We start from the raw sequence: 12,305 nt of genomic DNA on the forward strand, positions 1-12,305 counted from the left end.
AGAGCGTTGGGCCGGATCCTGCAGGAGGTGAGAGAGGATGGCGCTCAGACCCGCAGGAAGTGAGAGCGCGTCGGATTCCGTTCGCCATGACGTACCGGCGCGCCCCCGCCGCGCTTGAGCGAAACGAAAATTACGACGACGGCGAGAACCACCAGACCTGCAACAAAGGCAGCAGTGCCCGGGTCTTCCGCCAGGAGCTGCGGGATGGCCCTCCCGGGCACGGCAATGGCGAAGACGAATGCAACGGCGATGCCGATGTAGCTGCCGATCATGTTGCCCAGATGGGACCGGATATTGCGGCGAACGGCGCTGACGAGACCCAACGTGACCGTCACGATGGTGAAGGCGGACAGCCCGTGCAGCCAGGTGAAGTGCCCGGCCGTCACAATCCAGAAACTGCTGAAGCAGACGTAGTACATCGCTGCCACCCAGAGGTATCCCATGGTGCGGTGGATGCGGTCACGACGCCTGCGAAGGATTTGGAAGGGGCCAATGGCGAGGACGAACAGGGCCGCAATCACGTGGCTTACAAGCAGTGCATTCCAGTGCTCCATACTCATAGGATAGAGCTACTATCTTATGTTGCATATCAAGATAGCGGCGGGCGGGTCCGCTATCCCACGGGTTCACCCCCTGGCAGGAGGATTGGCAGGCATGCAGCTCAAAGACTTGAGTGAGCAGTCGGGAGTCCCCGCCGCCAGCATCAAGTTCTACCTGCGCGAAGGCCTGCTCCCGGCGGGCGAGGCCATTCATGCCACCCGCGCGGAGTACTCCGCCCGACACCTGGAGCGCCTGCGGCTGATCCAGACGCTGCGCCGCGTCGTCGGGCTGAACATCGAACAAATCCGAAGCCTCCTCAGGATGGCCGACGACGGCGCCCCGCGGCTGAGCCTCCTGGCGGCGGTTCAGCGCGTGGTGCTGAAGCTGGACACGGCTGCCGCCGGCAGCGGCGGGAGGGGAACCCAGGCGACTGACGCCGTCGTGCATCTCCGGAACTGGCCGGACTACCCCAGCGATGCCAGAAACGGCCTGAACAGGCATCTCGAGCTGATGGACAGCCTCGACATTGAGCTGACCGATGAGGTCCTGGACATTTACAGCAAGGCGATGGACGACGTCGCACGGTATGACATTGCCGCTACCACCACTCCGGAAAGCGTCGACGAACTTATCCTCACAGCTGCCGTCGGGATGCATATGCACAGCCAACTGCTGCTGAAGGTGCTGGCCCTCGCGCAGGCAAGCCACGCCATTCGGCGTTACGAAGGGGACACATCAGGCACCGCAGCCCCTCAAGGGTGAGAGAGGGTTCCTAAAAGACCTACAGGAAGTGAGAGAGCGTCCCGGGAAAACCTGCAGGAGGTGAGAGAGCGTCGGATACGGCAAACGCTCCCCCACCCGAAGGTGAGGGAGCGTCAAGAAACCGTGAGGAGGGGGTTAGCGCTCCAGGTCGCCGCGGATGAAGGCTTCCACCTTTTCGCGGGCGAGGTCGTCGTTGAACTGCTCCGGCGGCGACTTCATGAAGTAGCTCGAGGCGGACAGCAGCGGGCCGCCGATGCCGCGGTCCAGGCCGATCTTCGCAGCGCGGATGGCGTCGATGATCACGCCGGCGGAGTTGGGCGAGTCCCAGACTTCCAGCTTGTATTCGAGCGAGACCGGTGCGTCGCCGAAGTTGCGGCCCTCGAGGCGGACGAAGGCCCACTTGCGGTCGTCGAGCCACTGGACGTAGTCGGACGGGCCGATGTGGACGTCCTTCGCGGCCAGTTCGGCCTCGACGTTGGAGGTGACGGCCTGGGTCTTGGAGATCTTCTTGGACTCGAGGCGGTCGCGCTCCAGCATGTTCTTGAAGTCCATGTTGCCGCCGACGTTCAGCTGGTACGTGCGGTCCAGGGTGACACCGCGGTCTTCGAAGAGCTTTGCCATGACGCGGTGCGTGATGGTGGCACCGATCTGGCTCTTGATGTCATCGCCAACGATCGGGACACCGGCGGCGGTGAACTTGTCAGCCCACTCCTTGGTGCCGGCGATGAAGACGGGGAGGGCGTTGACGAAGGCAACACCGGCGTCGATGGCGCACTGGGCGTAGAACTCGGCTGCTTCCTGGGAGCCAACGGGCAGGTAGCAGACCATGACGTCAACGTTGGCGTCCTTGAGGGCCTGGACCACGTCAACGGGTTCCTCGGTGGACTGCTCGATGGTCTCGAGGTAGTACTTGCCCAGGCCGTCCAGAGTGTGGCCTCGCTGGACGGTGACACCGGTGGGCGGGACGTCGGCGATCTTGATGGTGTTGTTTTCGCTGGCCAGGATTGCGTCGGCGAGGTCGTTGCCGACCTTCTTGCCGTCCACATCGAATGCTGCGACGAACTCGACGTCACCCACGTGGTACTGGCCGAACTCAACGTGCATCAGGCCCGGGATGGTGGCCTTGGGGTCAGCGTCCTTGTAGTACTGGACGCCCTGGACCAGCGATGCGGCGCAGTTGCCTACGCCGACGATTGCGACACGGATCGGATGTGAAGACACGGAACTCCTTTAAAGACAAAATGTCAGCCGGCCGGGTGCGTCGGGGAGAGTGCGACGGCGGCCGGCTGGTACGGCGCCGCGCGGCGCCTTTTCATAGTACCTAACAGAGCGGGACCGGGCTTTGTTCCGCCGGTCCCGCCCCGTAACGATTCTTCCGGGCTGTCAGACGGGCTGCTTCCACAGGTTGATGTCCGATTCCACGGCGAATTCGTCGATGGCCGCCAGTTCCTCGGAGGTGAAGTCCAGGTTGTTGATGGCGGACAGCGTGTCCTCAAGCTGGCGGACGCTGGATGCACCGATCAGCGCCGATGTCACAGGCGACCCCTTCGGCTGGTCACGCAGGATCCACGCGACGGCCATCTGCGCGAGCGACTGCCCGCGGCCCTCGGCGATGGCGTGCAGCCCCCGGATCCGGGCGAGCTTGTCGTCGGTGATGGCGTCCTCGGAGAGGAACCGGGCCTTCGCGGCGCGCGAGTCGGCGGGGATGCCGTTGAGGTACCGGTCGGTGAGCATGCCCTGCGCCAGCGGCGAGAACGCGATGGAACCGGCGCCCACCTGGTCAAGTGCCTCATACAGGTTCGGCGACCCGTCCTCCGTCCACCGGTTCAGCATGGAGTAGCTGGGCTGGTGGATGAGCAGCGGCGTCCCGAGTTCCTTCAGGATGCGGGCCGCCTCGATGGTCTGCTCCGGCGTGTAGGACGAGATGCCGGCATAGAGGGCCTTGCCGGAGCGCACGGCGTAATCCAGGGCGCCCATGGTTTCTTCCATCGGGGTTTCCGGGTCCGGGCGGTGGCTGTAGAAGATGTCCACGTAGTCCAGGCCCATCCGCTGCAGGGACTGGTCCAGGCTGGAGATCAGGTACTTGCGGGAGCCCCACTCGCCGTACGGGCCAGGCCACATGTAGTAACCGGCCTTGGTGGAGATGACGAGTTCGTCGCGGTAAGGCTTGAAATCGTCCTGCAGGTGCCGGCCGAAGTTCGTCTCAGCCGAACCGTCCGGCGGACCGTAGTTGTTGGCCAGGTCGAAGTGGTTCACGCCGAGGTCGAAGGCCCGGCGGAGAATGGCGCGCTGCTCGTCGAAGCGCTTGTCGTCGCCGAAGTTGTGCCATAGGCCAAGGGAGATGGCCGGAAGCTTCAGTCCGCTGCGGCCAACGCGGCGGTAGGGCATGGATTCGTAGCGGTCCTCCGCTGCAGAAAAAGTCATACGTTCCATCCTGCCAGTTGTGACCGGCGCTACATTACAACGTGGGAGAAGTTACGCCGCGGGCTGACAATCACCCGCGGCGCAACTTCGGAAAACGTCAGGACTTGAGGATTGCCGCGCTCCATGGCGCGAGGGCCAGAGACTCACCCTCCAGGGCGGTCCCGTCGTCCGTTGCCAGCAGGACAGTCCCGCGGGCATCGTCCAGCCGGATCTTCGCGTCGGAGAAGTTCAGCAGCACCTCCACCGTCCCGCGGCGGAACCGCAGCCAGCGCTCGTCGTCGTCGAACGCCACCTCCGTCTCCTCGAAGCCGAGCCCGGCAAGCTCCGCATGCTCGCGGCGGAGCGCGGTCAGGGACCGGTACAGCTCCAGCAGCCGGGCGTGGTCACCAACGGAGGCTTCGTCCCATTTCAGCTTCGACCTGCTGAAGGTTTCCGGGTCCTGGGGATCGGGCACGACGGCGGGATCCCACCCCATGCGTTCGAACTCCTTGATCCTGCCCTCGGCGGTGGCTTTGCCGAGTTCGGGCTCCGGATGGGAGGTAAAGAACTGCCAGGGGGTGCTGGCCGCGAATTCCTCGCCCATGAACAGCATGGGCGTGAACGGGGACGTGAGCGTCAGCACCGCGGCCAGGGCCAGCTGCCCGTGGGACAGGGACTGCGAGAGCCTGTCCCCCGTTGCCCGGTTGCCGATCTGGTCGTGGTTCTGGTTGCAGACCACCAGCGCCGCAGGGTGCACCAGCGATGTGTTGATGGGCCGCCCATGGTGCCGGCCGCGGAAGCTGGAGTAGCTGCCGTCGTGCAGGAACCCGTCCTTGAGGACCTTCGCCAGCACGGCCAGCGATTCAAAGTCGGAGTAGTACCCGCTGGTTTCGCCGCTGACGTTGACGTGGACCGCGTGGTGGTAGTCGTCGCTCCACTGCCCGGCAAGCCCGTAGCCGTTGACGTCCCGCGGGTACAGCAGGCGCGGATTGTTCAGGTCAGACTCCGCGATCAGCGTCTTGGGCAATCCCGTTTCCGCGGACACCGCGTCCCCCAGGGCACCGAATTCCTCAAGGATGTGCACGGCGCGCTCGTCCCGCAGGGCGTGCACCGCATCCAGGCGGAGCCCGTCAACGTGGTAGTCCCGCAGCCACAGGGCCGCATTGTCCAGGATGTACTCCCGGACCACGTCGGAGCCGGGCCCGTCCAGGTTGACGGAGTCTCCCCAGGTGTTGGCGTCGCCCTGCTTCAGGTACGGGCCGAACTTCGGCAGGTAGTTGCCGCTGGGACCGAGGTGGTTGTAGACCACGTCCTGGATCACGCCGATCCCCGCAGCGTGGGCGGCATCTACGAAGCGCTGGTACGCGGCCGGTCCGCCGTAGCCCTCATGGACGGCGTACCACTGCACGCCGTCGTAGCCCCAGTTGTGGGTTCCGTTGAAGCCGTTGACGGGCAGCAGTTCCACGAAGTCGACGCCGAGGTCCGTCAGGTAGCCCAGCTTTTCCGCTGCGGCGTCCAGGGTTCCCTCCGGGGTAAAGGTGCCGACGTGGAGTTCATAGATGACCGACCCCTTCAGCTCCTTGCCGCGCCAGCCGGAGTCCTGCCACGAATGGCTAGCCGGATCGAACGTCCTGGAGAGCTCATGGACGCCGGACGGCAGGCGCCGGGATCGCGGATCGGGCACCGGGGTGGTGTCGCCGTCGAGCAGGTAGCCATAGTCCACCTCGCCGCCGGCAGGGGCGTCGGGCGCGGACCACCACCCTTCGGTGCCCGGCGCCGTCTCCTTCTTCTGCATGGGGTACTGCCGGCCGTCCGCCAGCAGGGTCACTGTCGTGGCGTCGGGGGCCCAGACGTCGAAGCGTTCGGGTCCAACGTTGACCAGGGTCATGCCTTCTCTCCATCCACCGGTACCAGCAAAGCCACGGGGTAGGTACCCAGGACGTCCACCACTGAAACGGTGCCGGGTCCGTAGCCGGCCCCGGTCAGTTCGTCACGCATGGGAGCGGAAAGTTCGACGGCGGTGTCCCGCCACCCGCCGTCCGCTTCCAGTCCGGCGGGGAGCCGGGTGGCCAGCGTCAGGGCGCCGACTGAGCTTTCGGAGGCACCGCGGTGGAACGCCAGGAGGTGGCCGGCAGCCGCCCCTGTGACCGAAACCGGGGTGTAGCCCTGGAACAGTTCCGGCCGGTCCCGGCGGAGGCGGAGCGCCCGGGAGGTGGCAAGGAGCTTGCTGGCTTCCGTCCCGGCTTCCGGCAACGTCCCGCCGTCGAGCTTTGCCAGCTCTTCCCGGCGGAGCGCGAAGTCCACGGGCCGACGGTTGTCCGGGTCGGTCAGGGACCGTTCCCAGAATTCGCTGCCCTGGTAAACGTCGGGCACACCCGGCATGGTGAGCTGGACCAGCTTCGCGGACACCGAGTTGGAAGCGGCGTAGGCGTCGATCCGTGCCACGAACTCCTCCACCACTTTGGTGACCCGGGCGTCGTCGAACGCCGCATCCACGGCGGCCTTGACGGCTGACTCAAAGTCCTCGTCCGGCTGGGTCCACATGGTGGAGTTGCCGGCTTCCCGGGCGGCCTTTTCCGCGTATCCCTGCAACCGTTCACGGCTGGCAGGCCATGCCCCGATGACGGCCTGCCAGAGCAGGTTCTCGTACGGGCCGTCCGGGATGGGCGCCAGTTCCCGCAGCGTGCTCAGGGTGGCGGTCCATTCCTGCGGGAGCTCCGCGATGACGGAGATCCGTGCCCGGGCATCCTCGCTGCGCTTGGTGTCGTGGGTGGACATGGTGGTCATGGACAGCGGCAGGTCCTCCTGCCGGCGCCTCATCCGGTGGTGGAACTCCTCGGTGGACACGGCGAACTCGGTGGGTTCTGCCCCCACCTCGGTGAGCGTACCCAGCCTGGTGTATCGGTAGAAAGCAGTGTCTTCCACGCCCTTGGCCATCACCATGCCGGAGGTCTGCTGGAACCGGACGGCGATCGCGTTCGAAGGATCCAGGAGCAGCGGCAGCAGTGTCCCCACCGCAACAGCAAGGTCCGGCCGGTGTTCAGCCGCGGACTCGCATGCTTCCTTCAGAACCTCGGCGCCGGTGGGCAGGTAGGTCCGGTACACCGGGAAGGACGCGATGATTTCGGCGATGGCATCCGCCGCCTGCTCCATAGAAAGTCCGTGGGACTCGGGCACCAGGCGGGCCAGGCGGAGCACCTCGGACCGCAGGATGCCGTCGGCGATCATGCGCTTGGTGCCGCGGATCATCTCCGCGTAGTCCGCCGGGCTATCGGCTCCCCGCAGGGCTGCGTCCAGCGCATCCAAAGCAGCCTGCCCGGCGGGGTCCACGAAGACCCGGTCCACGTCCGCCAGGGCGTCATACCCGGTGGTTCCCTCGCAGGAGAACTCGCCCGGCAGGACCTCGCCCGGCTCCAGGATCTTTTCCACCAGCACGTAGGTCCCGCCGGTAAGGTCCTTGAGCCAGCGCAGGTAGCCGGCCGGATCGGCGAGCCCGTCCGGGTGGTCCACGCGGAGCCCGTCAACCAGCCCGTCACGGAACCAGCGGCCAACTTCGGCATGGGCTTCCTCGAAGACCTGCGGGATTTCCACCCGGATGCCGGCCAGCGTGGTGACGGCGAAGAAGCGCCGGTAGTTGAGTTCGGCGTCGGCGCGGCGCCAGTCCATCAGCTCGTAGTGCTGGCGGCTGTGCACCTCCTGCGGGGAATCCCCCTCGGTGTACGTACCGGCAGCGATCGGAAAGCGGTGGTCGTAGTAGCGGAGTTCGCCATCCACTACGTCCAGCTTGTCCAGGTCCGCATCGGAGCCAAGCATGGGCAGCCGGATTTTTCCGCCGCCCAGGTCCCAGTCGACGTCGAAGGCTTCGGCGTAGCGCGAGCCGCGCCCTTCCTTCAGCAGGGACCACCACCACGGGTTCTGGGCTGGCGTGGCAACGCCCACGTGGTTGGGGACGATGTCCACCAGCACACCCATCCCGTGCTCACGGGCAGCCTTGGACAGGGCCAGGAGACCCTCGGGGCCGCCGCGGTCGGGGTCCACCGAGGAGGGGTCGGTCACGTCGTAGCCGTGGTCCGAGCCCTTTTCCGCGGTGAGGATGGGCGAGAGGTACACCCAGTCCACGCCAAGCAACTTCAGGTACGGGACCTGCTCCGCGGCGTCGAACAGGGTGAAGCCGCGCCGGATCTGCAGCCGGTAGGTGGATGCCGGCGCCCTCACTTCTGCGGAGCCTTCCGCTCCCCGATCTTCGTGGTCTTCCCCGGCTCAGCCACCATGGGGGTGGTGAGGGATTCAGTCTCGCTCGTGGACGTCTGCGTCAATGCCGCCAGGGACGCTGCAACCGAGTGGTCCGGTTCTACCTCCTCCACGGTGTGCGCCCGCAGGACCACCAGGGATTTGGCTTCCACGGGCAGGGGCTGTCCGGCGGAGACGGGCTCGGTGTCGGCGTTCTGCCCTGCGGTGTCAATGATGACGTCCCAGGCCGGAGCGTACTCGTCGGATGGCAGGGTGAACTTGACCGTGTCATCGTGCGCGTTGAAGTAGAGCAGGAAGTTCACGTCGGTGATCCGCCGGCCGCGGCTGTCCTTGCCCTGGATGCCGTTGCCGTTCAGGAAAACGCCCACCGAGCGGCCGAAACCGCTGTCCCAGGCTTCTGGTTTCATGGTTTCGCCGTCGGGGTCAAGCCATACGATGTCCGGCAGGCGTTCGCCCTCGCCCCTGAGGACGGGCCGTCCGTCGAAGAACCGGCTTCGGCGGAAGGTCGGGTGCTTGGCGCGGAGCGCGTTGACGGCTGCCGTGAACTCGATCAGCGGCTGATCGACGTTGTCCCAGTTGATCCAGGTCAGTTCCGAGTCCTGGCAGTAGCCGTTGTTGTTGCCCTGCTGGGTGCGGCCCATCTCGTCGCCGTGCAAGAGCATGGGCACGCCCTGGGACAGCAGCAGCGAGGCAATGAAGTTCCGCTGCTGGCGTGCCCGCAGCGACAGTACCTCGGGATCGTCCGTGGGGCCCTCAACGCCGCAGTTCCAGGAGCGGTTGTGGGATTCGCCGTCGTTGTTGCCCTCGCCGTTGGCGTCGTTGTGCTTCTCGTTGTACGACACCAGGTCCGCCAGGGTGAAGCCGTCGTGCGCGGTGACGAAGTTGATGGACGCCACGGGGCGGCGGCCGGAGTGTTCGTAGAGGTCTGCCGAACCGGTGATGCGGGAGGCGAATTCGCCCAGCGTGGCGGGCTCGCCGCGCCAGAAGTCGCGGACGGTGTCGCGGTACTTGCCGTTCCATTCGGTCCACTGCGGCGGGAAGTTGCCCACCTGGTAGCCGCCGGGGCCAACGTCCCACGGCTCGGCGATGAGCTTGACCTGCGAGACAACCGGGTCCTGCTGGATGAGTTCGAAGAAGGTGGACAGCTTGTCCACATCGTAGAACTCGCGGGCCAGGGTGGAGGCGAGGTCGAAGCGGAAGCCGTCAACGTGCATCTCGGTGACCCAGTAGCGCAACGAGTCCATGAGCAGCTGCAGGGAGTGCGGCTGGCGGACGTTCAGCGAGTTGCCGGTGCCGGTGTAGTCCATGTAGTGCTTCTCGTCGCCCTCCATCAGCCGGTAGTAGGCGGCGTTATCGATGCCCTTGAAGGACAGCGTGGGGCCCAGGTGGTTGCCTTCGGCGGTGTGGTTGTACACCACATCCAGGATGACTTCGATGCCGGCCTTGTGCAGCGAGCGGACCATGGCTTTGAAGTCCTGGACCTGCTGGCCGGTGTCGCCGGTGGAGCTGTAGGTGTTCTGCGGTGCGAAGAAGCCGATGGTGTTGTAGCCCCAGTAGTTGTTCAGGCCCTTGTCCTGCAGCGTGCCGTCGTTGACGAACTGGTGCACCGGCATGAGCTCGATGGCGGTGACGCCAAGCTTCTGCAGGTGCGAGATGACGGCGGGGTGCGCCACGCCGGCGTAGGTTCCGCGCTGTTCCTCGGGGATCTCCGGGTGCAGCTGGGTGAGGCCCTTGACGTGGGCTTCATAAATCACGGACTGGTGGTACGGGATCCGGAGGTTCTGGTCGCCGTCCCAGTCGAAGAACGGGTTGATGACCACGCCCATCATCATGTGGGAGGCGGAGTCCTCGTTGTTGATCGAGTCCTCTTCGCCCAGGTTGTAGGTGAACAGGGACGGGTCCCAGTCAACCTGGCCGTGGACGGCTTTGGCGTAGGGGTCCAGCAGGAGCTTGTTGGGGTTGAAGCGGTTGCCGGACGCGGGGTCGTACGGGCCGTGGACGCGGTAACCGTACTTCTGGCCGGGCTGGACCTGCGGGATGTAGCAGTGCCATACATAGCCGTCCACTTCATCCAGGGTGATGCGGGTTTCCTTGCCGTCTTCGTCGAAGAGGCACAGTTCCACTTTTTCTGCTCGTTCGCTGAACAGGGCAAAGTTGGTGCCGGTTCCGTTGTACGTGGCGCCAAGGGGATAAGCCGATCCGGGCCAGACTTCCATAATGCTCCTCATATCTTGGTGGCAACTGAGGACATCGGAACGCCCTCGCTGCCGATGCGAACTAGTGCCTACCGTAATGGCTGGCTGTGACTATTACGTTTCCGGCGTCCAGAGTTACTAAGCATGCTGACATTACCCCAAGTTTCAGGTAGGGCATCGGCAATTCCGCCAGCAGCGATCGGCCCGCCAAAGGAAATGTCCGACGCCGCCCTCCCGGCTTTGCCGTGCAGCGCAGCCCCCAGCGCGGCAATCGCAGCCCAGCGGCCGTCGTCGTCAATGTCCAGGGAACGGAACCGCCCGACGTCGGGAACGGCCTGGGCGAGCAGCGCACCGATGACGCCGGCCAGGACGTCGCCGCTTCCGGCGGTGGCCAGCCACGCAGTGCCGTCCGCCTGGCTGTATACGTCGCCGCCGGGCGTGGCCACGAGGGTGGTCGCGCCCTTAAGCAGGACAGTTGCCCCGGTGACGGCCGCGGCGCGGCGGGCGGCGTCCAGAGTCCCGGCTTCCACGGCGTCCCGGTCATCTGCGCCTCCCAGCCGTTGCAGGAGGGCGGCGAGTTCCCCGGCGTGCGGGGTCAGGACGACGTGCGGGGCCAGCTGGTTGGGAAGGGCGGGCAGGGCGCCGGCGTCCGCCACGGTGGGCAGGCCGGAATCGATGGCGTCCCGCGCACGCGCGAGCTGGTCGGAGTCTTCGGGGCCCATGCCGGAGCCCACCAGCCAGGCCTGCACCCGGTTGTCCGCCACGGAGCCGGTGCTGCACACAACTTCCGGGCACGACTGCCGCACCAGGTCCGCCACGTCGGGCGGGCCGAGGTAGCGCACCATGCCTACCCCGGCGGCGAGGGCTCCCCGGCAGGTTAGAACAGCGGCGCCGGGGTACTGAACCGAGCCCGCCACCACGCCCAGCACTCCGCGGGAGTACTTGTGTGCGCGGCGCTCGGGCCGCGGCAGGAGCATTGCGAGGTCTGCCTCCTCGAGCCTACGCAGCGAGGGGCGCGCCAGGTGTTCTTCGATACCGATGGGCACCATGTGGACGCGGCCGGCGTAATCGGCGCCGGGGTCCGCAAGCAGCCCGGCCTTGGCAACCCCGAAGGTGACGGTCAAGTCAGCGGGCAGCACAGGTTGGGCGGCCGCGCCGGTATCGGCGTCCACGCCGCTGGGAAGGTCGCAGGCCACCACGAACCCCTCCGAATCCGCGGAACTGCGGGCCTTGGTGATGGCGTCCACCAGCGCGGCGGCACTCCCCCGCAGCCCGCCCCTGGCGCCGGTCCCCAGGACGGCATCAATCACGACGTCGGCGCGGGCGGCTTCGGCGGCAAGCCCGCCGAGTGTCTCCTCGGTCAGTTCCTCCGTAAATCCGCCGGCACGTTCAAAAGCAGCCAGCGCAGCGGGATGTCCCGTGCCGGAGGTGAGGACCGCCGTCGTACGCATTCCGCGTGCGGCGAGGAAAGCGGCGGCATACAAGCCGTCGCCGCCGTTGTTGCCCTTGCCGGCCAGCACCACGAGGCGTGCGCCGTAGATGCGCCGGCCGCGGGCGCGAAGCTCGGTGATGACGGCGTTGGCCAGGCCGTGGGCGGCGCGCTGCATCAGGACATCACCGAGCCCGGCAGCCAGGAGCGGTTCCTCGGCTGCCCGGACCTGCGTTCCGGTGTAGGCGCTGATCATGTGGTCAGGTCCAGGGGCGGGCCCGGGGCCGGGTCAGCCCTCGGCCAGGACCGTGGCGGTGGCGATTCCGCCGTCGTGGCTGATGGAGAGGTGCCAGCGCTTGACGCCCTTGGCCTCGGCAACTGCCAGCACGGTGCCCTTGACCTGGACGGTGGGGCCGTTCTGGTCCAGGCCAATCCAGCAGTCCTGCCAGTTCATGCCGGCGGGCGCACCGAGGACCTTGGCCACAGCTTCCTTCGCAGCGAACCGCGCGGCCAGGGAGCGGGTGTTCAACTCACGCTCCGCAGGGACGAACAGCCGGTCCCGGAGGCCCGGGGTGCGCTCAAGCTGGCGGCCGAACCGCTCGATGTCTACTACGTCTACGCCAATGCCAACGATCATGTGGCTTAGTCTACGGTGGCGATCCCGGCCTCCCGCGCAGAGCTCGCCGAGGCCCTTTAAGCAAGCAGTCTCGTTTAAAGCAGCAGCC

The 12,305-nt window shown here is 66.3% G+C and carries 9 protein-coding genes; 1 reads left to right on the forward strand and 8 read right to left on the reverse strand.

Annotated elements, in window-relative coordinates; genetic code table 11:
- Positions 1–44: 44 nt before the first annotated feature.
- The gene (locus tag ACZ9BC_RS12145; RefSeq protein ID WP_476246159.1) at positions 45–554 is read right to left on the reverse strand and encodes a DUF2306 domain-containing protein; all 510 of its coding nucleotides are present in this window, start codon (positions 552–554) and stop codon (positions 45–47) included.
- Between the two features lie 100 nt (positions 555–654).
- Between ACZ9BC_RS12145 and ACZ9BC_RS12150 the strand changes: the two genes are divergently transcribed.
- Entirely contained in the window at positions 655–1,302 is a 648-nt protein-coding gene (locus ACZ9BC_RS12150) for a MerR family transcriptional regulator (protein ID WP_476246160.1), read from the forward strand.
- Positions 1,303–1,437: 135 nt separating this feature from the next.
- On the opposite strand, the gene ACZ9BC_RS12155 is transcribed toward ACZ9BC_RS12150, so the two are convergent.
- The 7 genes from ACZ9BC_RS12155 to ACZ9BC_RS12185 all read right to left on the reverse strand — a co-directional run bounded on the left by ACZ9BC_RS12155 (position 1,438) and on the right by ACZ9BC_RS12185 (position 12,217).
- Positions 1,438–2,523 carry an inositol-3-phosphate synthase gene (locus ACZ9BC_RS12155; protein ID WP_476246161.1) on the reverse strand — a complete coding sequence of 362 codons (1,086 nt, stop codon included), beginning with the start codon at positions 2,521–2,523 and terminating at the stop codon, positions 1,438–1,440.
- A 162-nt stretch (positions 2,524–2,685) separates the two neighbouring features.
- Positions 2,686–3,726, reverse strand: a complete 1,041-nt coding sequence (mgrA, locus tag ACZ9BC_RS12160) for an L-glyceraldehyde 3-phosphate reductase (RefSeq protein ID WP_476246162.1) — start codon at positions 3,724–3,726, stop codon at positions 2,686–2,688.
- Positions 3,727–3,823: 97 nt separating this feature from the next.
- The gene (treZ, locus tag ACZ9BC_RS12165; protein WP_476246163.1) at positions 3,824–5,593 is read right to left on the reverse strand and encodes a malto-oligosyltrehalose trehalohydrolase; all 1,770 of its coding nucleotides are present in this window, start codon (positions 5,591–5,593) and stop codon (positions 3,824–3,826) included.
- A complete protein-coding gene (gene treY / locus ACZ9BC_RS12170; RefSeq protein WP_476246164.1) occupies positions 5,590–7,920 on the reverse strand; it encodes a malto-oligosyltrehalose synthase in 2,331 nt (776 codons plus the stop codon). Before treY ends, treZ begins: the two co-directional genes overlap by 4 nt.
- Complete coding sequence (gene glgX / locus ACZ9BC_RS12175; protein ID WP_476246165.1) at positions 7,917–10,172, reverse strand: glycogen debranching protein GlgX; 2,256 nt, start codon at positions 10,170–10,172, stop codon at positions 7,917–7,919. Before glgX ends, treY begins: the two co-directional genes overlap by 4 nt.
- Before the next feature lie 68 nt (positions 10,173–10,240).
- The gene (locus ACZ9BC_RS12180) at positions 10,241–11,836 is read right to left on the reverse strand and encodes an NAD(P)H-hydrate epimerase (RefSeq protein ID WP_476246166.1); all 1,596 of its coding nucleotides are present in this window, start codon (positions 11,834–11,836) and stop codon (positions 10,241–10,243) included.
- Between the two features lie 33 nt (positions 11,837–11,869).
- Complete coding sequence (locus ACZ9BC_RS12185) at positions 11,870–12,217, reverse strand: holo-ACP synthase (RefSeq protein WP_018760400.1); 348 nt, start codon at positions 12,215–12,217, stop codon at positions 11,870–11,872.
- Between the last annotated feature and the right edge of the window lie 88 nt (positions 12,218–12,305).

Source organism: Pseudarthrobacter sp. TE3704 (assembly GCF_056279405.1).